This window comes from Shewanella xiamenensis, from assembly GCF_024971755.1.
GTDB lineage: Bacteria > Pseudomonadota > Gammaproteobacteria > Enterobacterales > Shewanellaceae > Shewanella > Shewanella xiamenensis.
Genome location: NZ_CP079718.1, coordinates 3177133 through 3203694 on the forward strand (window position 1 = coordinate 3177133; position 26562 = coordinate 3203694).

Here is a 26562-nt window from a genome sequence, read left to right on the forward strand (position 1 = left end):
TATGACGGGATAGCTTGACATTGCTCATTAAAAAGGCTGCATCGCAGCCTTTATTATTTTGTTAGCACCTTAAAACGGATCATATATAACTGTTCAAGACCTGGGTAAATCTCGGCAATCACCTGGTGCAGTTCGGGTAAGGTCATATTTTCTTGTTGGGCGTGCAGTGTTGTGAGTCCAGACAATGTAATTGGCATTACCTCCAACACTTGGATGTCACAAAACCAACGATGAGTTTCAAAGGTCGACACTGGGAGGATTTGCCCTAGTATTACATGGGATTCGGCTTCATTACGTAACGTAATCGTTTTCTTGCCCATCAAAATATCGTGTTCAAAGCGTTCAAAAAAAGTGATGTCAGTTAACAAGATTAATCCCTCTATTTATCCAGTCAAAATGCCGATAGTACGGCACAAAATACAGCAAAACATGGTCAGTTTGCGCGATTTAAGTTAGAATTCGACCTCAATTGAGCCATTGGCCTCATATTCCTGCGCTTAGCGGGTGCGAACGACATTAGAGACTTTATGAACAAGAAACAAAAGATCATCAAAAAAATTGCGAAACGTGCTAAAGCTAGACTGAATAAAGTCGATCCAGCCACCATTGGCGCACCCGCAAAATCTGGCTATATCTCTAAGGCTGAACGCGCCAAAATCGCAGCACTTGCTGCGACTGCAGAAATAGAATCAGCAGCAAGTGAGCCACAAGAGGCAACAACTGAGCAATAATATTGTTTAATGAAAACAAAATTATGCGCTAATAAGACCAATAAGTAATGCCACAGCCAAACTGTGGCATTTTTATTTTAAATAGTCAGTTATTAGGGCCTGTTGACGTTTCAGGGTTATTTTTGCAGCAATGTGGCTGGCTTTTATGCAAAGCAAAGTCCGTGCAGTGTAGTTATTCTACATAAACGGACGATAACGCGGCATAAAAGTCAGCCAAATGCTGCCCGAAGGGTTCGTCTGGCAAGCCCTTGCTCTTTGTCACTCGTCATTTGAGTAGAATAACTACACATCATTCCTCGTTTCGCGAGCACGTGCTTGCCAGAACGAACAAAATCTAATCTCGAAACGTCAACACGCCCTAGTCACTACATACATTAACGCTTAGCATTATCCTGTTGCTCTATAAAGGGTATAACAGGCTCCATTTCTTGCTCTTCCGTCAATTGTGCCATCTGCGCGCAGGAGGATGAAAGAGGGCTAGTTGCACTCGGTAAATTCTGTGCCACCTCATTCGTCATCAATTCGTCCACATCGGCTGCTAAGCCAGCAACACCATGTCCGGTCGATGTCAACGCGACCTTATCAACTAAACGATAGGCAACCCAAACCCCTAAAATACCAAAAAGAATTGAGCCTATGACTTGGCCAATAAGTACCCCATAAACCCCGCCCCACTGCGCGCCCATATACACAAAGGGAACGGTACCTAAAGTCGCCTTGCCCACATTAAATAAGGTGGAATATTTGGCCTTACCCAAATTATTAAAGGAGGCGTTTGCGACAAATAAAATCCCAGAGAAGATAAAAAACACCGCAATATAGCTGCAGAAAAATTCAATAAGTGCCGCACTATCGCCCTTCATATCAAACAAACTGACAATTTGCGCTTTAAGTAAAAACAAAAGTAACGACATCACCACCACATACAAGGTACAAAATTGAATCGCCTTCGTTAAACTTTCGCGCACCCGATCGAATCGTTCTGCTCCAAAGTTTTGCCCAACAATAGGCCCAATAGCGCCGGATAAGGCAAAAATCATCCCAAAAGTGACAGGCACTAACCTGCCGAGTACCGCCCAACCCGCAACATAAGCATCACCAAAATCCGCAATTGCCCGGGTCACGAACGCATTACCAATTGGTGTGGCAATGTTGGTCAGTATGGCTGGTCCTGCAATGGCGAAAATCGGTTTAAGATCGGCTTTAAAATAGTGAAGATTAAACCTGCCAAGGAGTTGATGTTTGACCACAACACCCCGACCCGCGATGATAAATACCGCAATACGAGCCAATACTGATGCCAGTGCAGCCCCTTCAATCCCCATCGCAAACAGGAAAATAAAAATAGGATCAAGCACAGCATTCACGCCGCCCCCCGCTAAGGTCGACATCATCGAAAGTTTTGCATCTCCCACGGCACGCAGCGCACCGCCAAGGGCCATTGCGAGACAGATGAACGGCAGCGACGGCACCAAAATATACAGATAACTCTCTGCAAGCTCGGCAGTATGACCGCTGGCACCCACAAGCGTGACTAATTCAGGAATAAAAGTCGTGACCACAATGCTAACCAACACACTAATGATCGTGGTCACCACCGCACTGTTAAGTAATAGGCGTTTCGCTAATTCGATATCCTTAGCGCCGATAGAGCGAGACACCAAGGCCCCGAGCGCAATGGAGAGACCTATGCCAATTGATGTGGTAAAAAATGAAATACTGCCCGCATAACCTACAGCCGCGGCTAATTCATGTTCGCCCAATAAGCTTAAGAAAAATATATCCAGTAAATCGACTACAAATAACGCAGAAATCCCCACCGCAGCGGTTGAACTCATCACGAGAATATGGCGAAGAATTGAACCTTCAACAAACTTAGCTTGGGTCATGGGGTTGTTTTACCTTATTAATTGCAAAAGCAAAGGCCAACACTGAATTGTTGGCCTTTGCTTTTATAGTCATCTATGGGTATTTAGGTCAAGCACTAAAGCAGCTTATGCCGCAATTGGGCTCATCTTCGTTTGGTGGTAACGCAGACGACTGATTGACAATGCAATTAACGCAAGCAGCGTTAACGACCCCATCACCACCCCTTGCCATTCGGCTTTATGCCAAAATAACATCAAGTAAGGTCCGCCCAAAGCGGCGCCTAAGTAATAGCAACACAGATACAGCGAAGTGGCCTTGGCGCGATCGCGGCTTGCGCGCATCGCCACAAAAGAGTTGCAACAACTGTGGGTTAAGAAGAATCCACATGCCGTCATCAAAAAGCCCATGCAAATGGTGGCTGTGGTATCAAACAGGGTCAATAAACTGCCCAACAGCATCAAACACCAAGACCATTGATATAACTTGTGCTGACCAAATTTTGCCAGCCACTTAGCGGTAAAATAGGAGGCCACAGTACCACTGGAGTAACACAAAAAAATCAAGGTCGCTTGAAAGCGGCTCCACTCGTAGGGCGCGGCCATCAAATGCAGTTGAATAAAGCTAAATTGATTCACCATCATCATAAAAGTGATCCCACCGATGGCATAGGCTAACCGCATTTGTGGATCGGTTAGATGGTGACTAAAGCCGTAAAAATCCTGAAGTAACCGAGCCCGTTTTGAGACTGAAGGCGCCGAGGTTTGCCCGCCAGATATCGCCTTCGCATCTGCGCCAGAAGGTAATAAAAAGCTCGTCAAGGCAACACCTGCGAGGGTCACTAAAAACAGTAGCCACATGGACTCCTGCCAAGATAAAAACTGCGACATCAACCCGCCCAGCAGACGCCCAACAATCCCGCCGATACTATTGGCCATAATGTAAATGCCCGCGGCTTTGAGCATAGTGCTTGGCGAGAGTTGCTCCTTAAAATAAGCCATGGCAATGGCAGGCACCGCAGCGAGCAATACGCCTTGTAAAAAACGCACATACACAAGCGCATTAAAGTCCCCAGCCCAAATCAGCAGCAGGTTCGACAATGCCAATAACCAAAGACTCACCACAATCGGCGTATGCCGGCCAATTCTGTCGGACACAACCGCATAAATTAATAGGGAAAATGCCAATGAAAAACTGGTCACAGAGAGAATGAGCGTAGCCTGCGATCCCGATACGGCAAAATGCTCAGCGATCAGCGGTAACATGCCCTGCATCAAATACAGATTGATATATACCACCACGGATGCCACACACAGTGCCCACATCAGTCGGGTATCACGTTGTTTATTGTCGATAATAGTGTCTAACACGGCTTGCACTTTTAGCCTCGATAACGCCTCACTCTAATAATAGACAAAGGTTAGCACTGGGCATAACATAACAATAATAGATAATTTATATCGACATTATTGATTTTTGTTATGGCAAATTTTTATAACTGACATGGTTATCGCAAATTGTCGCGCGTAAGCGTGCATCACAAGCAAAAGGCTCACACCATGGATATACGCCAACTTAAACACTTAGATGCACTTGCAAATACTGGCAGTTTTACCGCCGCGGCCAAGAAGCTCAATATGGCGCAGCCTGCCCTAAGCCAAAGCATTAAACGGCTCGAACTATCTCTTGGCGTCACCCTGATCAACCGCACCAGCAATAAAAATGACAAGCACCTCGCGCTCACCGCCGAAGGCTTAGTGCTGCACCAACATGCCACGTTGATCCTAAAACAAATCAAGCAGGCGGAAGCACAAATCCGTGCCATGGCGAATCTCACTTCGGGGGAAGTTCGGATTGCGGTGCCGGGTATGCTGGGCTCCTTCTATCTGCCCTCACGCCTTATGGCGTTTCGTCATCAATATCCCGAGTTAAAGCTGTCACTGTTCGAAGGCGGTACCCGTGACGCGCTGCGGATGTTACAACAGGAAGAAGTGGATATTGCTATCATTACTGCCCAAGATCTGCAGAGTGACTTCGATAGCCAATTGTTGATCCGTGAGCAGATGGTGATCGCCATGGGCGCCGAGCATCCACTTGCTGATCATCCTGCGGTCAGCCTCAACGACTTCTTTGACCATGAACTGGTGATGTTCAAAACCGGCTATTTTCACCGCGAGTGGATCCTCTCTCAGGCAAAAGACTTGGGTAAAAAGCCCAATATTGCCTTTGAGACCAATCTGATTAACTTGATCAAACAAATTGTGTCGCAGGGATTTGGTATCACCAGCGTGCTCGAAATGGCCATCAGTCCAAAAGACGACATTCTCGCCAAACCCTTTGACCCACCAGTGTTTTTAAATCTGCATATTGCGTGGAAAAAGCAACGTCCCGTCAGTCAAGCCGACCGCGCCTTTGTGGAATTTTTGATGAAAAATCGATAATAAACGGGCAATAAAAAAGGGCCGATAATCTCGGCCCTCATCAGGGTTAACCCTTAAACATGCTAAGGTTAACCGGTTTCAGCTCGAACCACTTAGCGCAGTTTACGGCGACCAAAGGCAAATGGCAGCAGTAATAAACTTAACCAGCCTAAGGCACCACCGTCATCCTTCTTCGGCGGAGTATCGGTAATAGAGACAGATACTAAGCTCGAATCGCTATTGCCGTGGTTATCGGATACCGTCAGTTGGAATGATACGGTTTGTGCCGCGCCATTCACACTTGGCGCCACTAAGTTTAATTTGGCCGCTGCGGGGTCAAAATTAAAGCTTGCGCCACCTAACTGAGTCCACTTGTAGGTCAGCGGATCATTATTCGCATCCGATGATTTACTGGCATCGATAAACAACGGCTTACCTTCTTGTACTGACGTTGGCGCTTCAACCTTGGCCACAGGCGCCACTTCAGCAACATCGAACTGATAGCGCTGAGTCAAGGTTTCTGACGACGCATTGTTGACCTTGTTCGACAGGCTTAACTCATTATCAACACCTGCCTTACGTGGAACCAGCTCAAAGCTGATGTCTTTTGCTTCAGCGCCCGATGGCATCTCGATCGTCCAAGTGATCTTATTGCCATCTTGCTTGCCGTCATGGCTGATGTTAGCCACTTCATGGCCTTCAGGCAGCATAGCTTCTAAGTTATACACGCGTGTTACTTGGGTTTTATTGGCTTCGATACGGGTTTTCATCACCTTAGCCACGCCCGGCGTTAACTGACCGCTCAGCGTATTGCCCAGAGGCGACAGCACATCATCACCTACACGTTCAAAGACGACGGGGAGCTTCACTGGTGCTACTTTGTCATCGCCAGTGGTGAGGGTCAGCATAGCTAAACCTTCATCACCGACTTTGAGCGCGTCCTTCCACGTCAGCTTAACGTCAAAGTCATTGGTATCGCCAGACAGCGTCGCAGTGAGGTTATCCTCAGCCGTGTCATAGAGGGTCAATTGTTTTAAACCAAACACATCATCAGCCGTGGCTGTTGAAGCAGTATAGTTTTGTACAATGACGTAATAAGTGCCCTTAACCGGATTATTGAGTAATACACTTTCCTGTGAACCATCTCTGGCTGATGAGCCCGCTCGCGCAAGTTTGCTGCCATCGTTTTTATCGAGTAGCACGTACATATCGAGATCGGGCGATGTGGTATAGCTAATTGAGGTTCGGAAATACAGTGCATTTTCATTAACGTCAAACTTAAACACTTTGACGCCATCATCAAGATCATCTGTATATGAAGCATTATTCGAGTCTTGCTTCACGCTTGACTCAATGGTTTGGCTCAGCTTGAGGCCCGTCACTTCGGCGCCAACGCTAGCAAAATCCACCGCCTTTAAGCCTTCAAGAGTGATCTCATCCGCATTACGAGTCGCTTGAATGCTCACCAAGTTTGGCAGGTTACGCTTACCAATCTTAGCCGCAATCGGCATAGTCGCCGTCGGGAAGTTAGCTGACTCGAGCACTAAGTTGCCAAAGCCCCAATCTGCGCCCACTTGCGTTACATCGGCGGTGACAGTAATGGTTTGGCTTGCACCTTTTTTCAGGGTAAAGCTTTCAGGCGATACCGTTAGTGCCAGCTTATCAGTCACCGCTTGGCCCTTCGCCGTCCAGCTACCATCTTGGGTTGCGGTTACGGTACGGGTCCAAGTACAGGTATTGACACAACGAGAATCAGCCATACTAGGCACGTTGAGCTTACGAGGATCGCCGTTCAATAAGGGATTTGCAATTTCATAGTTCAGTGCGCTTTCATCCATCACTAAACCGGCTTTAGCGGCTAAATCCACGCGAATACGGCCAGCACCCACATCGAACGGATCGGCAACGGTTTTAGCATCGGCTTTTTTCATCGCCTGAGCGGTCGTTGCAGTCAGCATTAATGCGGAGCGGATATTGTCCGGCGTCCAATCTTTATGCAGCGACTTTAACAGTGCGCCAGCACCCGCAACATGGGGACTTGCCATTGAAGTGCCCGACATGAGGGTAAAGTCGGCAGGATTTGTGCCCGATTTATCGTGACCAAATTGTTGATCAGAATAAGCAGCGTAAATATCCGAACCAGGCGCGGCCACCGAAGGCACAATCACATCATTGGTCGCATTTGGGCCAATCAACGAGCTTTTAGAAAGAACATCAGCTTCACGTTCAACAACCTTAGGAGCGATACCAATGGTAAGCTGTTGATTTGGATTAGTTTCCAAACTATTAACAAGTTCAATACCATCTAGATTGCTGATCAAAATAGAAGGGACATTGAGGTCTGCTAAACCTGTCATCGTAAAATCAATATCCTTACCTTCACCGTCTCTATTAAAGATGATGACTCCCTTCGCTCCCGCAGCTAATGCCCCTGCAACTTTCACAGAAAAAGCACATGTGCCCCGCTTTATTACCGCAATCTTGTCTTTGAAAGCATCAGCCGCAAAAGCATTACAGCCTTCAAAATTATTAGCATCAAGTGCGCCTGCATATACTACTGGACCAGTAACAGACTCAACAATCGCAGGGCCATCACCTAATGTATAAAGATAATTTTTCCCATTAAATTCAACAGTTGGTTTAATAGTTCGGCCATGTGTCGAATTAGCCACAGAGGTATACCATGGGGCATTTTTGGGAGTCGAATAAGGTGATTGGGTGATTGCGGCACTGGTTGCGGTCGCTGGACGAGTATTCCCAGCAGCGACTGCAGCAAAAATGCCCGCATTACGTGCCGCTAAAAAACCCTGTTCAGTGGCACTATTCCAGGGATTACCACCGCCACTGATGGAAAAGTTAATCACGTCAACGCCATCTTTAATCGCATCATCAATGGCTTTAAGGATAGGCACAGTCGGGCAACCCGAATACTTGTCACCCGCATCCCCAGGTTTACAAATTTGGTAAGCGATAATATTAGCGTGGGGCGCGACACCTGAAATCTGTGCAAACTTAATATCTGTAGGGATACCTGAACCTTCTAATTTGCCCTTCTCTCCTTGAACATAAGGCACATCAAGCAAGATATTCCCAGCCGCGGTGCTGGCCACGTGCGAGCCATGGCCACCGTAGTCTTCACCATTTTTAGCGGGAGGCGTCGCACCAAAAATCTTTTCATCGTCATAGATATCAGTGATTTCAGGGTAACTACGCACACCAATCAGCTTATCGTTACACATGCTGGCAAAATCGGTTTTACAATCACCAATATAAATCCCTTGGCCTAAGGGGTTTGTATGGTCATAACCATCACCACCAATATCGGCAAACGAGGCATGATCAGAGTTAATACCCGAGTCGATGATCGCAACTATCACACCCTCACCCATGGCCTTGGTGCCAGTAGCACTACCGTCCCACACCTTTGGGGAGCCGATCAGTGCCTGACTCACATCGGTCTCAAGCTGTTCGATACGCTCACGCTCGATATAAATCACCTCAGGTAGTTCAGCCATTTTTATCGCTTGCGCCTGCGTCATACGCACTGCGATACCATTGAGTGCATATTGATAGGTCGTTAATGGCTCCAGCTGCGTACCAATAGCAGCACTGGCACTTGTTAAAAAGCGCTCTTGTTTGACCTTAAGGAAACTAACGTAGTTTTTCACCTCAGGAGCCGCGGCGTTAAGCTTGACATTACCTGTCTTACCAGAGCTTTTTGCCTGTGAGGTCGACTGTACATGTTGTGGGCTAGTTGCTTTGAAGCCAGGAATATCCCCTTGATAATTCGCGACAGCACTGTCACGCAAGCGAACAATATAAGTATGCTCACCTTCGGCAAACTCTGGCTCAGGAATAAATTTTACATCTTGGTTGTTAACCGCGGTTAATTGACCTCGAGTCGAATCATTTAATAATTCGGCAGGAATATCTAACTGAATTGTTTCACCCGTTGGAGATAATACCGTCTGCGCATTTGCTGCAGATGACAACAGTGCCATAGACACTGCTAATGCAATTTTTGTTTTCATTCTCGCTTCCTTCGCTAAACATAATTTTTCTACAAAGTTCAATTTTTAATATTTATTCAGCACGAAGACATAATAAAATGCCTGCACCAAGTGAACTTCACAGCAGCGTTTTAACACGAGACGATACATATTGAAACAGATAATTAACGGTATAATTTTCCGTAAAAACAACTATTAAGAACAGCGTACCCAATAGTTTTGAATAAAATACACATTAACAGAATGCGTAACCAGTTAAAACATAAGGCCACATATTTAGCAAATACTTAAAAACAAAAATAAAAACAAAAAAGCCACTAAAGATGTGAATAAATCTAAAGCGCACTAAACAGTATGATTAACTATAAATATCTATCAATTTAATATGAAATTATTTCACCTAATTATTATTTTTTAACAATTTCAAATCAAAAATTTATGCAGAATAATCTTGTGTTTTATGCATTACGGAATGAAATACTTTTTGGAGTAATGAGATCAACGGCAAAATAGCAACAAAAAAGGGGAATAATTCCCCTTTAAACTAAGTCTTGATTGATAAGATGGTAAGACTTAAATAACGGTCCCCATTACTGCTCGACTCTAACCGCTTTCATCAATACTTCAGTGGTGTATTTACCATTATTAATCACAGGGAAACGGTCATAGGTCTGAAAAATCACCTTGTCTTGATACTTGATCATGGCCACTACGCCGTAATTAATGCGTTTATCGATTGATTGTGCAGGTAGTAAGAACTTAAACGGCACTGGTGCCCGGGCGATATTAAAACTCTTTTGGGCAACAATGACGCCTGGCGTGTTCAAATCGATAATTGCAATGGTAATTTCACTGCCTTGGGGGAGGAGAATTTTCTCCAAATAGCCCGCGGCTCCATTCACCACCACCGGAGGATCGGGTTGAACCGTCACACAGCCACTTAAGGCAAATGTCATCAGTAAGAATGAAAGAAACAACTTTATTTTTATCAACATATTAACTTCCTTTTACCATACGGATCAGCCCCTCTTGGGTCGTCGATGCGACAAGCTCACCCTGCTGATTAAAAAATTGTCCTCGTACGTAACCCCGTCCACCGCTGGCGGTTGGACTGTCGATACTGTAGAGCAACCATTCTCCCATATTAATGGGTCGGTGGAACCACATCGCATGATCTATGGTTGCCATGCGGATGCCCGGGGTTAAAAACGACACGCCATGGGGCTGAGCCGCCGTGACTAAAAAATTAAAGTCGGAGGCATAGGCTAGTAAATATTCATGGATATGACTATCTGTTGGCATTGCACCATTCGCCCTTAACCACACATAGCGATATGGCTCAGTTTCTTTAGGTGCGAAGGGATGCAGAGGGTTGACTAAGCGCATCTCAATTGGCGCGTCTTCCATAAACTTTTCAAGGATCCTTGCTGGGACTTTATCCCTTAAGGTCATAGCCAACTCATTTTGATTTAATAAACCTTCAGGGCCAGGCACCTGCGGCATCTGTGATTGATGTTCAAAACCCACCTCGGGTTCTTGGAAGGAACAGGTCATATGAAAAATCGGCCGTCCCTTTTGTATTGCACTCACCCGCCTAGCACTAAAGCTGCCTCCATCGCGCATATTTTCAACTTCATACACTATGGGTAACTTCTCATCTCCTGCGCGTAAAAAATAAGAGTGAAGCGAATGCACTTGGCGCTCTGCTAGTACGGTTTGCTTAGCCGCGCTCAAGGCCTGTCCCATGACTTGCCCACCAAACACATGCCCAAATCCTAGGTCTTGACTTTGACCGCGAAACAGCCCGATTTCGATTTGCTCAAGCGATAATAATGATAAGAGATCGTCTAATACCTGACTCATGGGATCCTACGGAAAATTAGCAATGAATACACAAGGGTAACTCAGTTCGACTAGGGCTGACCAGTAGGGAGTCACTTGGCATGGTGTTTGTTAACAATTTAACAAAACGCACGCCGAACTACTCAATTTTTATATGATGCTCAAGAGCGCTCTGTTTTGACCAAGCCAACACTTTATCCTCACCACAGGAATGTAAATTAACCGGAAAGGCATTGTGAAGTTCTGACCAATATTTCACGAGTTTATCGGGCGTACATTGTCCCTCACTAAAGTAGATAGACTGAAACTCAGCGAATCTGCCGTGGCTGACACTGCCAGCGCCCGCCAATAAATGCTGACCATTAGGGGCCTTTGGACTCACTAAAAACGCCACGGTCGCAGTCAGCGTATCAAAGGAAAATAATGGTTGAATCGCAGGAGCTAAATGCTTTCGGGTCATAGCCGTTAATGCCTGTGGGCATAAGCTATTGACATAAATGTTATATTGCTCGCCCTCTATCGATAGGCTGTTTACCATTCCCACTAAAGCCATCTTGGCGGCACTGAATGCGACTTGGTGTAAATCACCAAAGAGTGCCGAAACCCCCGTTGTCATCAAAATGCGGCCATAACCCTGTGCTTTCATCGCTGGCCATATTGCTTGAGTCAGATAAAAACTGCCATTAACATCAACGTCAAACTGCCGCTGCCACTCAGCTTGTTGAATATGCTCAAAAGGACGAGCACCATAAACACCGGCATTATTGATTAATATATCCACGCCCTGCCAACATTGAAGCAAGCTATTCACCATAGTCTGAACATCCATCTGTTGACTGACATCCACCTCAAAGCAAAGGCACTCGGCCCCGAGTTTTAAAATCGTCTCATGGGTTTGGCGCAATTCATCATTGCTATAGTCAGCATCTGGGTGTTTTGGGCGTTTAGAGGACACCTTAGGTTGGTCGACAAGCACCACTTTGGCGCCCCGCTCTGCCAACATAATGGCATAGGCTCTCCCAAGCCCAGCGCCAGCTCCGGTGATCAACGCCACTTGGTTATCGAAACGCATCCTATCGAATCCTTATCATTGACATAAAGGTGACGTGCTCATTCTCCGGCAGCTAAGCCCGATGACTTGCCTTACACTCAAGGCTCAATCAGCGTTAAGTTACTGGCTTTACCAATGACATACGGGTAAACGGCATAAACTATAAAAGCACAGACAATGTGGATTTTCTTTGACATTGGCGGCAAATCTTTTCCCTAACCGCGAAACATCTGTGCGCCAATTCAAACTCTATTACATGCGTGTATTAGATAGTACTCACTTTAGGGTAATTTCTTGTTATGCTATGGCGCTGTTCACTACTCATTCCTTTTTAGATAACGACTAGACATCATGAATCCTTGGATTTTAGCCATCAGACCTCGCACCTTACCCGCGGCAATCGGTCCCCTGTTAATTGGTAATATTCTAGCGCTGCACCTTGAGCGTTTCAGTTGGTTAATTGCCGTGACATCGATGTTGTGCGCGATTTTATTGCAGATCGCTGTCAACCTCGCCAATGACTATTTTGATTTTAAAAATGGTATCGATACTGCCGAACGTATTGGCCCAGTTCGCGTGACGCAAAGCGGGATGATCCCAGCCTATAAAGTACGTAATGCGATGATTTTCTGCCTATTACTCGCGTTAACAGTTGGTTCCTATTTGATTTGGCACGGTGGTTGGCCAATAGCGATTTTAGCGGCGGCTGCAATTTTAGGCGCCCTCGGCTACAGCGGCGGTCCTTATCCTTTAGCCTCACACGGGCTAGGCGAAGTTGCCGCCTTTGTGTTTTTTGGCTTAGTGGCTGTGGTCGGCAGTTATTATTTGCAGGCAGGTGATACTAATTTGAATGCGTGGCTACTTGGCTGTGCGATTGGCTTATTTAACGCCGCCATTATGTTAGTTAACAACACCCGCGATATTCGCACCGACACCCAAGCGGGCAAACATACCCTAGCCGTGAGGATTGGTGAGGCACAGGCCAAAGTCTTGTATCAAGCCTTAATTTACTTACCCTTTGGTTTAGTGATCGCGGGATTCTTACTGGGCATTCTGCCTGGATTACCGGTATTGTTGGCGGGTTTATCTCTGCTTATCGCCCGTAAACTCAGTAGCGATTTCTATGCTGTATCGGGTGAGGCGCTTAATCCACTATTGGGACGCACAGCAAAACTTACTATGATTTTCAGTACCCTATTCAGTGTGGGACTGGTGTTTACCGCTTAAGCTGGAATACCAACATCTCAGAGTTGTCCCCATTACTGAGTAAGAGCCAGCCACCAATTAGCTAGGTTAAAATACAAAAAGGTTCGTCATGATGCGCCAAACGCACAACATGATGAACCTTTTGCTTTTAGGGACAAATTAAGACCAGAGATAAGCCGAGATTGCCGTGTTAAATAACACGCCACTAAATTGATGCGTGGCTTTTGGCGTCTGTAAATGCGCCGCCCCAAAACACACATGTAAAGGAATTAAATGCTCTTCCCTTGGGTGACTAAAACGCGCCTCTGGCGCCGATTGCCAATCGATTAATTGTGCCTTGGCGTGGTTATCGCCTGATGTCACTACATCGGTTAACCAAGTATCAAACGCTTGGCTGCGAGGCAACACCTTAGGATCGCCGGAGAAAAACGCGAGCATATTGTGAAACGACATGCCAGACCCCACAATCAGCACCCCTTGGGTACGTAATGATGCCAATGCTTCACCGATAGCAATATGGGCACTCGGGTCCAGATGCTGCACTAAGGACATTTGCACCACAGGAATGTTGGCCTCAGGATACATCAACTTAAGTGGCACAAAGGTGCCGTGATCGAAGGCACGTTGATTATCCAACCGTACCTCAATGCCGCTTGCCTTAAGTAAACTGGCAATGGTTTCGGCAAGCTGCGGCTCACCGGGTGCAGGATAAGAAAGCGTATAAGCCTCAGGGGGAAAACCATAGTAATCGAACAGCATACCAGGATGAGAATGGCTCGACAGTGTCACCTGCGCCTCTTCCCAGTGAGCAGTAACTAATACAATCGCCTTGGGCGTGGGAATAGTCTCTGCCACCTTGGATAAATATGACCGTAATTCCCGATGATTTGCATCATTGAGTAATGGTAAAGGCCCGCCACCATGGGGAACAAACAGCACTGGCATTTGAGCCGAGTTCGCGTACGTCATAGTAAATGTCTCTTGATTAAACAGTGAGTTGTCACTTGTAAATTGAAACTTGTCTGCGCGGTGGCCAAAATCAGAAAACCGCTTTTATGTCCACCAGCTGACGTTGAAAACGCACTAATCTATCGACGGTTTCATCTAACTTGATGATTAAAAAAAGCAAGGCAGATAATAACAATGCGGGTAGCGCGTTAAGGGTAGCTTCAAAATTAAAGTGGTAATAAATGGCTCCCATCATCACCGACAGTAATGCTGTTGCCGACAGGACTCGAGATTCACGCCAGCCAATGCCAATGGCACCCAGCACTTCAATCACACCGATAAAGTAGCCAAAACCCGTTGGTAAATTCATCACGCTAAAGGGCGCATGGAAAAACGGCACGCTGAGTAACTTACCCATGCCCGAGAATAAAAACACTATGCTCATGGCGAGCGTTACCAAAGCCGCCGCACGATTTAAGGTATTGGCACAGACAAAGAGTTTTTGAGGGTCAGTCTCGGCCGCGGTTTTGTTTTCACTTTTGGCAAAACATAATTGATTGATAGACATAACGACCTCATTGCTCATCACTTTTAGACCTAATTCCGTATAAACTCTTACTAAACAGTATCCTAAACGCAAAGTAGTGGGCTCGTATTTTGTGCCCACTACTGTCATATGGCGAGATTATGCGCCCACACAAAATAAATAAATATGGAATAATATCTAACATCTTCTAAAATAATTCTTTATTTGTTTAAGGGTGTTACCATGACCTTAGAACAACTGCTGATGTTCAATACCGTCGCCCTCGCTGGCTCGCTAAAGGCCGCCAGTGACAAACTCCATAAGACCCAGCCTGCGATCAGTCAGAGCATTAAACAATTGGAATCCCAGCTAGATGTAGTGCTGTTCGACCGCCAAGGTTATCGGTTAGCACTGACCCAAGAGGGACGAAAGCTATTGCAATACGCCCAGCGCGTACTGAATGAAGCGCAGGAAATGCGCCAAGTGGCCAAGCATTTAGCCAAAGGTAACGAGGCCAGTATCACCTTAGCCTTTGAGGCCTCCTTTAATCTTGCTCGAATCTTGCCGATGTTAGAGCGCACACAAAATGAGTTTCCACATACACAAATTATTCTTAAACAAGAGTATTTAACTGGAGCACTCGAAGCCCTAAATCAAGGCAAAGCCGATATTGCGATTTCAGCTGGCGGTATTGAGCTGCTCCGCTCAAGCCATTATGAGCTTGGTTATTTATTTTCAGGGAGTTTATTGGATGTTGCTTCCCCCCGTTTACTGAGCCGTTATCCCAATTTAAGTCATGTAAGGCAATTGGTGAACGAGTACCAAATTGTGATCCAAGATACTGGCACTGGCACCGCCAATATCGAATTTGGGGTGCAAGCTGGGCAGCGCCGTTGGTATGTGAATGATTTTTATACGAAGAAAATGCTTATTCAAGGAGGGATGGGATGGGGAAAACTTCCCTATTATATGGTCGAAGAAGCCATCGCAGAAGGAAGCTTACAACAGCTTGAACTACAAGAAAGACAAAACCTGATCCAACTCGATTACTATGTGATGCGGCCGCCCCACTCGCCACTAGGCCCTGTGGCACAGGCGCTATGGGACAATTTAGTGCAACTAGCCATTAAGCCAAGCTGATAATTAACCTCTTTTGATATCACACTATCTGTATATGTAATCTGTATATGTAATCTGAATATGACATTCGTTAATCAGTCATATTTTGAAGGCTGGCTGCCTTGATAGAAGCTAAAAATTCAGCCTAAAGGAGCACTTAAATAAATGCGCGTGACACTCTGATACGGTTTTCATCATGCTTATTCAGTAAAAGCCTATCGTTGTTTTATCGCGTAATTTGCAGCCGCGATGACGCAATTTTTCCCACATATTACTCAGTCATGCTATCCAACAAGCAATTAACACAGCGCCGATAATAAATAATTGACCAAAAATCAAACTGCTCGCCTTTGGCGGCGCACCAATCCGGAAACGACTCAGCCACAGCATGAGTGGAATACTCCTCCCAGCAATTTATCATCGACTGGTAATAATCATGCCGGTTTTGCAGCCTTGATTTACTCTCCTGCGTTTGTAATCGCTCGATTAATGTGTGTGCTGATGCTAGTGAGTCTTTTGCTCGCACTATATCGCCCAACAATACAGATTCAGATAAATGGTGGGTCTGAAAATCGACACTGTTTAAATGGGCCAACGCAACTTGAGTAAGACAAATTTCATCGTTAGGCTCAAGCGCCAACGCCCTTTCATAGGAGGCGATATCCTCACCAATATAGCCTAACCATTTGTGGGGAATGGGGTTGTTGGGTTCATCTACCGCCCATTGGGCCAGCACATTTTTGAGCAATACGGTGAGGGGGTAAGCGAGTAACTGGTGTGTTTCACGCTGCCAATAACCTAAGGATGATAGTTCTTCAGCTATTTGCCTTTGTTTAGTCAAGGATTGGCTCTTGCAGTGCGACACAAATGTGTTCACCGTCGCAATCGCTTGCTTCTTTAGTCCTTGCTCTTTTTGCAGGCAATATTGGCCAAAAAGTTCATACCCCTTCAGAGCCGAATACTGAGTCCCTATCGACTTTAATCCTTCAAAGTTATCGCTATTCCAGTAGTTCATATTGAGACTTGAGTTGGTGAGACCTTCGGGCTGAACAATGCAACCACTCGTATGGAAAAAGTACATGGAATAATGCAAACATGGTCCATGTTAATCATGCGCTAAAGCCGAGTGAAGCACAGCCCCAAGGCATAAAAGCAGATTGTAATCTCTAAACCCATCGTGAACCAGATAGTTTAGCGCTAAGTGGTTATATTATTGGTCGTTTTACGATAAAGCCTCTGATATTAATAGGTTCATATTAATAATTAACTCATAATAAAGGGCCTTGCGGCCCTTTATTCACCTTTTAACTTCGCTAAATGGCTTACTGAATTTCTTGCTTGGCGAGTGCGCGATCTAACTTAGCACGCTCCACTTCAGGCGAGGCTTTAACCGCTTGAATTAAGCCAATTAAATCAGTACCTTCTTCGGCGGCCAGCAGCAATAAGTTATTGTCATTCTGCCAATCAACTTTTAAACCGTGAGTCTTAGCAAAATCATCGGCTGATACACCTGGTTTTAGTTTAACCACTAACTTTCCGGTCATTTCGGCAAAGGGTTTACCCGATTGAGTCACCACTTTCTGCCCTTTAACCAATTGCTTAGCCTGTTTAATCCCAGTCTCAGTTTTAACAAAGTAGGGTGTATCTAAACCTAAAAACTCGGCACGGCTCACTTGAACACCTTTAGACTCAGCTTGAGGTTCAGTGAGTTCGATCTTGTCATGTGCCATTGCTTGAACTGACAGTGAAAGTGCAACAGCTACTAATGATAAATTTAACGCTTTCATTGGTGACTCCTTAAGACGCAGACTTGGCGGCATGGCCATGGAAACGAATTGACCAACCTTTCAGTTTGCCATCGGCTTCGTTAGGGATTGAGATATAGCCTTGATCGTATTTAACAAATCGATAGCTACCGCTATTCACATCAATCAGCTTGATTGTCCATTCACCTTTTGATGATTCGCCATAGAAAGCATTTGATAACATAGGTGTTGCATCATAGCCTTTAACAAGATCATCTGGGTCATTCTTATCCATCACCCCTTGATAAACTAAACCGTTATAAGGTGTCATCAACACACTCTTAGTACCTGCAGGCGAAATCAGCTCTACCGCTAAATCCGGTAGACGCAGGTGATCGGCAGTCAGCTCAATTTGCACGGCTTCAATCACTAAATCGTCAGCGACTACTTGGGTATCCGTCACGCCATTAATATCGGCATCGGGAATCGCTTTGGTGAGCGCTGCGCTTGCTTGCCACTCGGTTACGACATAGTCACCTAAGTCCTGTGCATAGGATTTGGCGAGCTTAACGGCTTCAGTTAAATTCACTCGACCAAAACCATAGAGGTTATGGAATGAAAAACCCGCCGCGTTTTGTAACCAACTAGGGATAGCCGCATACACTGGCGCACCTTCACCCTCACCAATGGTCACGGTTTTAGGCGCAATATCCGCATCAACTTTGGTAGCTGTCTTCGCCAAAATATAGCGAATATCACGCCAAGTGAGATCTGGATTAGCACTCATAATGACAGCGACAGCTCCCGAAGTGTTAGGTGCCGCAGACGAGGTGCCGTTCATTGTCGATGTGTAATCACAATTGGGGTTTAACGGGTTTAAACCACCGTGGAATGGCGTGCTTGGTCTATCTTCTGCGATTGCAGAGCCCTTCACACATCCCATAAAGTCGGTAGTAACTATCGCAGGATCATTATCACCATACTCACCACCGGGTGCTGTGACAAAAATATTCGAGCCCACGGATGAATAGCTAGAAAGTTTACCCTTAGCATTAATTGCACTAACAACTAAGTTATAAACGTTAGCATTGTCAGAGGACATGTTGGAATTATGGAAAGGTAAGCCGTGGTTAGCGGGATTTTCCGTCGTTGCCGTGAAGTAATCTCCCGGTAACCAGAAAGTACGGAAACGATAGTAGTCATACCCATTACCCGCAGACTTAACGAAAATACTGCCTTTGCCATCGAAGCTTTGCGTTGCAATATCTTGATAAACTTCGGTTTCATCCTCATCAAACCCATGAGGGAATGGCACGCTGTAACCATAGCTTTGGTTAAAAACGCGTGCACTATCGCTATAGGCACTGGCACCGTGGGATTTAGCAAAGTTTTCAAATGTTTGTACGTTTGTCACTTTACCCGTTGGATCTTCATCTAAAAAGTTAAAGCCAATTAATTTTGCATTAGGTGCCACACCGCGACCACCAATACCGTTCCAACCTTCTGCAGCAATAATCCCTCCTACTGCTGTACCATGAGCTGCTGTCGCAGACCCAGAGAAAGGTGTTGGATCAACAGTACCTGTAATTAAATTGTATGAACCACCATTTACAGTGTTATTTGTTAGATCTGGATGAGCAATTTCTAAGCCGCTATCGACCACCGCGACAATCACACCTTGTCCCATAGCATTATCTGAAATTGCACCGCTCACATTCATATCTTCACCGGCAACACCGCGGTTAGCCGCAAAAGCATTCTGCCCAGTGTTTTTTAAATGCCATTGGTAGGTAAAGAGTGGATCGCCATGCTTAATATTGATTGTCAGATTGGCTTCAGCCTGTAATTGGCCATCGGACACTTTGAACCGAACCACCTCAGTCCCTTCATTGGCATCAGATGCATAGGTAAATTCACCCGTGCTTTTATTGACTAGCGTAAAGGTGCCGAGTTTGAGATCGGCAGGGTCCACTAAAGAATAAGTTAAACCACCTTCGGCATCCGTCCCCTCAAGTTTTCCAGTAAAAAGAATCGACTGTGACACATCAACAGTCATATCCGCTGTGGTCGGGGCAGTATTCACTTTAGGCACAGGTGCCGGAGTCTTCTTATCATCGCTCCCACAGCCAGCCAATAAGGCCGCCGTGATGCTTAATGCAACAATGGACATACGCATAATAGACATTCCTTCTTCTCATTACTTATTACAACTTAATTTGGCGTGATAATGTTGATTAACATTATTCCGCATTAAGTTCTGTTATTTTAGTTATACCCTATGAACTCTTATAAAATACAAGCATCAAATGGGAAGCAAAGATTTAACACAAAGGAAATAATTATGAAAACAAATATAAACAGAATGAAAGACTGAATAGGTTTATTCGATTATTTTAGCAGCAGATGAAATTAAGAACAGATAAAGACAGACAATAAATAAGACATCAAAAAACAGATTAAAAACAAAAACATGATATTTTTATATGTTTTTTAAAATTACAAAACAACAAACTGTTTAAATTACATAAATTTTTACATTTTGAATTTTAAAATTCTTTAAAAAATACTAAAACAGCAAAATTAAACCGTCCCAAAATATAGAATGACAAACGGTTAAAACATCAAGTTATTAACATTTATAAAACAAGTTTGAGTTATTAAACAGATACGACCAATAAAAAAGCCCCTATTTCTAGGGGCTATTCAAATTATTTTATCTCGAGTTTAATTAAAACTCTGTTTGTGGCACTCCAATCTAAATGGTATTTCTCACCGGCTGGCTTATCTAAACGCTCAAAAGTATGGGCACCAAAAAAGTCCCGTTGTCCTTGGAGCAAATTAGCTGGCAAGGTCTCACTGCGATAACTGTCGTAATAGGCCAGTGCCGAGCTAATGCAAGGCACTGGGATCCCTTGCATAACCGCCGCCGCCACAGCACTGCGCCACGCTGTTTGTTTTTCTGATAAGGTAGTTGCAAAGGTGTCTGCCATTAACAAACAACTTAAGTCAGCATCCGCTTGATAAGCTTGGGTTATCGATTGCAAGAAGGTGGCACGAATAATACAACCCGCACGCCAGATTTTCGCGATCTCAGCAAAATCGAGTTGCCATTTTTGCTCCTGCGCCGTCATTGCCATCAGTTGGAAACCTTGAGCGTAGCAACAGACCTTAGCGCAATAGAGCGCACTCTCTAAAGCATCGATTAAGGTGACTTTTTGGTTTTCATCCATCGCAGGAGATAAGGGGCCAGCAAGCTTTTTGCTGAGCTCAACACGGAGGGGTTTTTGGGTGCTCACCGCGCGCGCATAAACCGCTTCGGCAATGGTGGGAGCCGGACAACCTATTTGTAAACTGCTCACCGCAGTCCAAAGTCCAGTGCCCTTCTGCCCTGCTTTATCGAGGATCATCTCAACTAATGGCTGACCCGTTAGCGGATCTACCTGTTTGAGCACCTCTGCGCTGATCCCCATCAGATAACTGTTTAAACTGCCCTTATTCCAACGTTCAAACACCTCACCTACCTGTGCTGCGCTCATGCCTAAGCCATCGTGCATTAACTGATAGGCTTCGCAAATCAGCTGCATATCGGCGTATTCAATACCGTTATGCACCATTTTCACATAATGCCCAGCACCAGCAGGCCCAATATAGGTCGTGCAAGGTTCGCCTTCGGTCACCGGATTTCCCGGCTCAAAACGCTCAATCGGCAGCCCAGTTTTAGGGTCAACCTTAGCGGCAATAGCCTTCCAAATCGGCGCAACATGTTGCCATGCGCCAAGATCGCCGCTTGGCATTAATGAAGGCCCAAAACGCGCACCAACCTCACCGCCCGAAACGGCTGAGCTGAAGAAGATAAATTTGCCTTGATAACGCTTTTCGCGTTCAACGGTGTCAGTCCAAAGACTGTTGCCCGTATCGATAACGATATCATCCGCTTCGATACCAGCAGAAATCAGGGCATGGCATACCCCATCCACAGGCGCACCCGCAGGGACAGATAGCACGAGAATACGGGGATGAGTGAGGCTGGCTAACATTTCTGAAAGATTAGCACAGCCTGTAATACGCAGATCCTGTCCTACACGTTCTTGTTTTTCTTGTTGTAAAACCCCGTTGACTTTAACAGGATCGAGATCGAAGGCACTGACGCGATATTGATTGTCGGCGATGTTTAGCGCAAGGTTTTTACCCATTACGCCAAGGCCTATCACGCCAATATCATTAAGATTGCTGTGGTTTTGCATTATATAATTCCCACGGGTCACAGAGGTTAGAAATAACCAATTTGGAGCAGTAATTATATCGGCCTTTGTAACTTAATTACCAGAGAGAAGAGACGATGCATACGATTGGCAAACTCGATTGCAAATCAAGATGCGTTGTTTTTTCAGGAGAATATTCCCAAATCTCATAAACATCTTTACCAATCGTATACATCTTGGGCAAGTTCTTCCTTGGGGAAGTAAATTGATTAATGAGCGAGTTTTAAGCCGAGTACGCCAAGCAAAATGAGGATTAAGCTGGCGATTTTCAGCAAGCTCACTCCCTCGCCTAAGAGAATAATGCCCGCAATTGCCGTGCCCATGGCACCTATGCCAACCCACACCCCATAAGCCGTGCCTATCGGCAATTGCTTAACGGCGAGACCCAGTAGCAACACACTGAACGCCATGGAGAGCAAAGTAAACACACTCGGCCACAAGCGAGTAAAACCATCGGTGTATTTGAGTCCGATGGCCCAACCAATTTCAAAAAGTCCAGCAAGTATTAACAGTAACCAGCTCATAGAGAACTCCCATACGGGGTCGTCCCCAAATTGATATCGGCGTATTTAGGGTCGTCCCTAAGCCGTTGTGAAATGTTAATGGGTCAAAAGCAATAAGGATAATGAATGTCCGCAGTATCGCTTAAGATCCGGCGCCTTAATAGTGCACTGTCGATGCAAAGCTCTATTAAGAATGCAGGCTAGACTACCAAAATGTGACGAATAAGGGCAAGTGCTCTAAGCATTCGTCTAAATCTAAATAAGAAAGCGATAATCTAAAAAGACTATCGCTTGCTCTTTTGTTTGACGATCTTAACTTTTTAAGTCGTTAACTTGAGCCGCTCACTCTAGCCCACTAAAGCATCGGCATAGCCCATGCGGGTTAAGGTCGTGCGGACTAAATCGAGGGTCTGCGGATCTTCAATGGTCGCTGGCGCCGTATATTGCTGATTATCGGCAATTTTACGCATAGTGCCGCGCAGGATTTTACCCGAGCGAGTTTTCGGCAGCTTTTGAATCGCGCTCACCAACCTAAAGGACGCAACGGGACCAATTTCTTGGCGAACGAGGGCAATTAACTGCTTATGCAGCTCCTCATCCGTAATAGTCACGCCCTTTTTAAGTACCACTAAGCCTAATGGCACTTGGCCCTTTAATTTGTCATCAACACCAATCACTGCGGCTTCGGCCACATCGGGATGCTGGCACAGCACCTCTTCAAACCGCCCAGTAGAGAGACGATGACCCGCAACGTTAATAATGTCATCAATACGACTCATGATATAGAGATAGCCATCTTCATCCATGTAGCCCGCATCACCCGTAAGGTAATAGCCTGGGTACATGGATAAGTAACTATCCTGATAACGTTTATTATTTTGCCAGAGCGTTGTGAGCGTGCCCGGTGGCAAGGGTAATTTTATCACCACATTGCCAGAGACATTCGCCGCCACTTTAGCGCCCAGCTCATCGACGACATCAACTTCGTATCCAGGCACGGGTCGCCCCGGTGAGCCGGCTTTAACCGCAATAGGCGCCACCCCCATTAGATTTGCGGCTACTGGCCAACCTGTTTCAGTTTGCCACCAATGATCGATAACCGGTTTATGTAACTTGTCTTCAGCCCAATGCAGTGTGTCGGGATCGCAGCGCTCCCCAGCCAAAAAGACATTCTTCAAGCAGCTTAAATCAACACCTTGAATAAATTCGCCGTCGGGATCTTCACGCTTAATAGCGCGAATCGCCGTGGGCGCGGTGAAAAAGCTTTTAACTTGATACTTGGCAATCGTACGCCAAAAGGCGCCTGGGTCGGGTGTACCAACGGGTTTGCCTTCATATAACAGCGTGGTCGCCCCCACGAGTAACGGGCCATAAACAATATAGGAATGACCAACAACCCAACCCACATCCGATGCTGCCCAAAACACATCGCCTTGATGAATATCATAAATATTGGCCATCGACCAAGCTAATGCGACCGCATGACCACCATTGTCGCGCACCACCCCTTTAGGTTGGCCCGTGGTCCCCGAGGTATAGAGCACATATAAAGGATCGGTGGCATTTACCGTGACGCAGTCAACGCTTTCGCATCCTTTAAGCGCGGTCTGCCAATCGGCGTCTCGGCCAGTTTGCATCTGCGCTTCATATTGAGGGCGGTTTAAAATCAAGCAATGCTCAACCTTGTGCACCGCTTCATTTAATGCTTTATCTAGTAAGGGTTTATAGGGCACCACCCCTGAAGGTTCAATCCCGCAGGAGGCAGACATTACCAGCTTAGGTTTGGCATCATTGATACGGGTGGCAAGTTCATTGGCCGCAAAGCCACCAAATACCACCGAATGAATGGCGCCAATGCGCGCGCAGGCAAGCATGGCATAGGCCGTTTCGGGTACCATCGGCATGTAAATAACCACCCGATCACCCTTTGTCACCCCCATAGTACGCAAATACCCTGCAAGCCTTGCTACCTGAGCCTGCAGTTCGTGATAGGTAATACTGTATTCGGTTTCGGTTACTGGGCTAACGTAATGAATCGCAATCTGCTCACCACGTCCCGCTAACACATGTCGGTCTATCGCGTTATAACACGTGTTTAACTCACCATCGCTAAACCAATGGTAAAATGGTGCCTCGCTTTCATCTAATATTTGTTTGCTTGGCGTAACCCAATCTAAGGCCTTGGCGGCTTGTTGCCAAAATGCCTGTTTGTTCGCAATAGATGTCTGATGTAATTGTTGTCCAACATCTGTCATAAGGCCTCCCATCATGACACTCATCCGTGTCAACACAGATGAAACTCTCCCCTTCCTTCCGAGGTTGATTATGACCTGCCACGCATTATTCCCCCATTAGACTAAGGGATATACTGGGGTTAAAAAATAAATCCGAATAGATAGACCATCTAACACTTGCCGTGTAGAAGACTTCCACATAGTCTTATGTCTTTAATGGATTTTTCACGGAAAGAAATACTCATTATGCGCCGCTTCAGCCAAGTCAAACTCGGTCTACTCCTATTCATCAATCTCGTCAGTACGGCTTGTTTTGCTTCGACACAACAACTTGAAGCATTACTCGAACCCCTGTCTATCGGTGAGCGGGCTAACGTAGATAACACTCAGATCATCAGCGCTAAGTTACTCTCACGGGTCTATCAAGTGCGCCAATATCAAGCGCTCTGGGAGGATAAAGACTATGCAGGCACGCTACTCGATGTAATTAAAAGTGCCGATGAAGAGGGTCTTGCGAAGGAAGATTACCACTATCCCAAGTTGGTCGAACTTTACCAACAACTGAGTGCATCAAATTGGCAAGATGAGTATCGCAGTAGTGTATTTGAAGTGCTGCTAACCGATGGCATTATTACCTATGCTATTCATTTACTTAATGGAAAAGTCAATCCCAGTATGCTCGGCAAAACCTGGAACTATGATGAAGCCCATCTGGATTTTGATACCACATTAAAACAGCTTGAAGAACACATTAAAACGCACACAGTGGCCGAGGCGATTACAGGCTTAGCGCCTAAGATTGCGCCATATCACCAGCTTAAACAGTATCTTGCCCAGTACAAAGACTTGGCCGCTCGCTATCCCTTTACCACGATTCCTTATACGGAAGTCATTAAACCCGGCAGCACTTCACCCTCGGTACCAGGCATTGCCACACGGCTAAAAGAGTTAGGTTACTTAGCAGCAAGCTCGCCAGCGGAGAATAGCACCGCCGTGAACGAGCCCTTAACTTATGACAGCACGCTTGAAGCTGCGATACGTCAATTTCAGACTGACCACAGCCTTAAAGCCGATGGGGTGATAGGCGCAGGCACAATGGAGGCGTTAAATGTTCCCTATACACAAAGGGTCGAGCAGATCCGCATTAACCTCGAGCGTGCCCGCTGGCTATCAGCCAACTTGCCGGCAAACTATCTGCTGGTTAATTTGGCTGGCTACGAATTATTACTATTTAAAGACAATAACTTAAACTGGCGTACCGACATTATCATCGGCAAAATCGACGCAAAGACGCCATTGTTTAAATCCAAATTAAAATATGTGGTTGTGAATCCCACTTGGACCGTGCCCCGCAGTATCTCCACTGAGATCATCAACCACTTACGTAAAGATCCCGATTATCTGCAAAAAAAGCACTTTAAAGTCGTTGAAGCCTCGGGCACGCCCGTCGATGCTCGCGGCATCGATTGGCACAGTATGACCCGCAAAAACTTTCCCTACTGGTTTGTGCAGGGGCCAGGGGAAGATAACTCCCTTGGTTTAGTTAAATTTATCTTCCCAAACCAATATTCAATTTATCTGCATGATACGCCATCGAAAAATCTATTCGAGCAAACCAATAGAGCCTTCAGTCACGGTTGTATTCGAGTAAAAGATCCCCTCGTGCTCGCCGATAAACTGTTGAGCGCCAATGCGAATTGGTCCAGTGAAACGCTCAATCGCAAACTTGCAGAGGGAAAAACAGAAAACCTGTTTTTAGATCAGCCCTTAGATATTTTGATTATGTATTGGACCGTGACCATCAAAAACGGAAAAATCAAATTTTACAATGATATATACACACGTGACCCGGTACTTATCGAAGCATTAAATCGCCCAACCTATGAGGGTGTGTTAGCCGATGATGGCTTGCTCAATACGTTGGAATAACGGCTTACACGCCAGCCTTAACGCCACCACTTAATAAGTTCTCTTCCCCCGTGGAGCCTTAAGGCAATATGGGGGACTCACCTAAAAAAACACTTGTTTGAGTTCAAGCTAACGTAATATTTATCAACATGTTAAACAACATAGCTTGAGCCAAGTGGCAACAAGAATTG

General features: G+C 45.6%; 20 protein-coding genes. 5 read left to right on the forward strand and 15 right to left on the reverse strand.

The window, feature by feature from the left end; all coding sequences use genetic code 11:
• Positions 1–53: 53 nt before the first annotated feature.
• Positions 54–371, reverse strand: a complete 318-nt coding sequence (gene yqfB, locus KXJ80_RS15185; protein WP_218738628.1) for a N(4)-acetylcytidine aminohydrolase — start codon at positions 369–371, stop codon at positions 54–56.
• A gap of 156 nt (positions 372–527) precedes the next feature.
• Here yqfB and KXJ80_RS15190 point away from each other — a divergent pair, with 156 nt between their 5' ends.
• A complete protein-coding gene (locus KXJ80_RS15190) occupies positions 528–731 on the forward strand; it encodes a DUF2986 domain-containing protein (RefSeq protein WP_069454764.1) in 204 nt (67 codons plus the stop codon).
• A 374-nt stretch (positions 732–1105) separates the two neighbouring features.
• Here KXJ80_RS15190 and KXJ80_RS15195 read toward each other — a convergent pair whose 3' ends face one another.
• Together KXJ80_RS15195 and KXJ80_RS15200 are read right to left on the reverse strand one after the other, a co-directional pair.
• Positions 1106–2620, reverse strand: coding sequence for an MATE family efflux transporter (locus tag KXJ80_RS15195; RefSeq protein WP_218738391.1), 1515 nt, complete (start codon positions 2618–2620; stop codon positions 1106–1108).
• A 105-nt stretch (positions 2621–2725) separates the two neighbouring features.
• The gene (locus KXJ80_RS15200; protein WP_047537240.1) at positions 2726–3976 is read right to left on the reverse strand and encodes an MFS transporter; all 1251 of its coding nucleotides are present in this window, start codon (positions 3974–3976) and stop codon (positions 2726–2728) included.
• Between the two features lie 180 nt (positions 3977–4156).
• On the opposite strand from KXJ80_RS15200, the gene KXJ80_RS15205 reads away from it, so the two are divergent.
• Entirely contained in the window at positions 4157–5038 is an 882-nt protein-coding gene (locus KXJ80_RS15205; protein ID WP_099457923.1) for a LysR family transcriptional regulator, read from the forward strand.
• A gap of 92 nt (positions 5039–5130) precedes the next feature.
• On the opposite strand, the gene KXJ80_RS15210 is transcribed toward KXJ80_RS15205, so the two are convergent.
• From KXJ80_RS15210 to KXJ80_RS15225, 4 genes are all read right to left on the reverse strand, one after another.
• Positions 5131–9048 (reverse strand): S8 family serine peptidase, encoded by a 3918-nt coding sequence (locus KXJ80_RS15210; protein ID WP_259474461.1) that lies wholly within the window; start codon positions 9046–9048, stop codon positions 5131–5133.
• A gap of 569 nt (positions 9049–9617) precedes the next feature.
• Positions 9618–10022, reverse strand: a complete 405-nt coding sequence (locus KXJ80_RS15215; protein ID WP_208662418.1) for a YbaY family lipoprotein — start codon at positions 10020–10022, stop codon at positions 9618–9620.
• Position 10023: 1 nt separating this feature from the next.
• On the reverse strand, positions 10024–10890 hold the full coding sequence (gene tesB / locus KXJ80_RS15220; RefSeq protein WP_218738389.1) for an acyl-CoA thioesterase II: 867 nt from the start codon (positions 10888–10890) through the stop codon (positions 10024–10026).
• A 118-nt stretch (positions 10891–11008) separates the two neighbouring features.
• Positions 11009–11941, reverse strand: coding sequence for an SDR family NAD(P)-dependent oxidoreductase (locus KXJ80_RS15225; RefSeq protein WP_218738388.1), 933 nt, complete (start codon positions 11939–11941; stop codon positions 11009–11011).
• A gap of 330 nt (positions 11942–12271) precedes the next feature.
• Here KXJ80_RS15225 and KXJ80_RS15230 point away from each other — a divergent pair, with 330 nt between their 5' ends.
• Positions 12272–13147, forward strand: coding sequence for a 1,4-dihydroxy-2-naphthoate polyprenyltransferase (locus KXJ80_RS15230; RefSeq protein WP_037425645.1), 876 nt, complete (start codon positions 12272–12274; stop codon positions 13145–13147).
• A 138-nt stretch (positions 13148–13285) separates the two neighbouring features.
• Here KXJ80_RS15230 and KXJ80_RS15235 read toward each other — a convergent pair whose 3' ends face one another.
• Positions 13286–14095, reverse strand: a complete 810-nt coding sequence (locus KXJ80_RS15235; protein WP_218738387.1) for a DODA-type extradiol aromatic ring-opening family dioxygenase — start codon at positions 14093–14095, stop codon at positions 13286–13288.
• A 70-nt stretch (positions 14096–14165) separates the two neighbouring features.
• Positions 14166–14642, reverse strand: coding sequence for a DoxX family protein (locus tag KXJ80_RS15240; RefSeq protein ID WP_047537258.1), 477 nt, complete (start codon positions 14640–14642; stop codon positions 14166–14168).
• A gap of 201 nt (positions 14643–14843) precedes the next feature.
• Between KXJ80_RS15240 and KXJ80_RS15245 the strand changes: the two genes are divergently transcribed.
• Complete coding sequence (locus tag KXJ80_RS15245; protein ID WP_218738386.1) at positions 14844–15740, forward strand: LysR family transcriptional regulator; 897 nt, start codon at positions 14844–14846, stop codon at positions 15738–15740.
• Between the two features lie 250 nt (positions 15741–15990).
• On the opposite strand, the gene KXJ80_RS15250 is transcribed toward KXJ80_RS15245, so the two are convergent.
• The 6 genes from KXJ80_RS15250 to KXJ80_RS15275 form a co-directional block, all read right to left on the reverse strand.
• Positions 15991–16800, reverse strand: a complete 810-nt coding sequence (locus tag KXJ80_RS15250; protein ID WP_256931087.1) for a hypothetical protein — start codon at positions 16798–16800, stop codon at positions 15991–15993.
• 241 nt (positions 16801–17041) lie between these two features.
• The gene (locus KXJ80_RS15255; RefSeq protein WP_037425650.1) at positions 17042–17506 is read right to left on the reverse strand and encodes a serine protease external chaperone; all 465 of its coding nucleotides are present in this window, start codon (positions 17504–17506) and stop codon (positions 17042–17044) included.
• Between the two features lie 10 nt (positions 17507–17516).
• Entirely contained in the window at positions 17517–19640 is a 2124-nt protein-coding gene (locus tag KXJ80_RS15260) for a S8 family serine peptidase (protein WP_218738385.1), read from the reverse strand.
• A gap of 532 nt (positions 19641–20172) precedes the next feature.
• Positions 20173–21708 (reverse strand): NADP-dependent phosphogluconate dehydrogenase, encoded by a 1536-nt coding sequence (gene gnd / locus KXJ80_RS15265; RefSeq protein ID WP_099458076.1) that lies wholly within the window; start codon positions 21706–21708, stop codon positions 20173–20175.
• Positions 21709–21935: 227 nt separating this feature from the next.
• A complete protein-coding gene (gene sugE, locus KXJ80_RS15270; RefSeq protein ID WP_037425659.1) occupies positions 21936–22250 on the reverse strand; it encodes a quaternary ammonium compound efflux SMR transporter SugE in 315 nt (104 codons plus the stop codon).
• A 326-nt stretch (positions 22251–22576) separates the two neighbouring features.
• Positions 22577–24484 (reverse strand): propionyl-CoA synthetase, encoded by a 1908-nt coding sequence (locus KXJ80_RS15275; RefSeq protein WP_099458075.1) that lies wholly within the window; start codon positions 24482–24484, stop codon positions 22577–22579.
• 225 nt (positions 24485–24709) lie between these two features.
• Between KXJ80_RS15275 and KXJ80_RS15280 the strand changes: the two genes are divergently transcribed.
• Positions 24710–26392 (forward strand): L,D-transpeptidase family protein, encoded by a 1683-nt coding sequence (locus KXJ80_RS15280; RefSeq protein ID WP_099458074.1) that lies wholly within the window; start codon positions 24710–24712, stop codon positions 26390–26392.
• Positions 26393–26562: the final 170 nt, after the last annotated feature.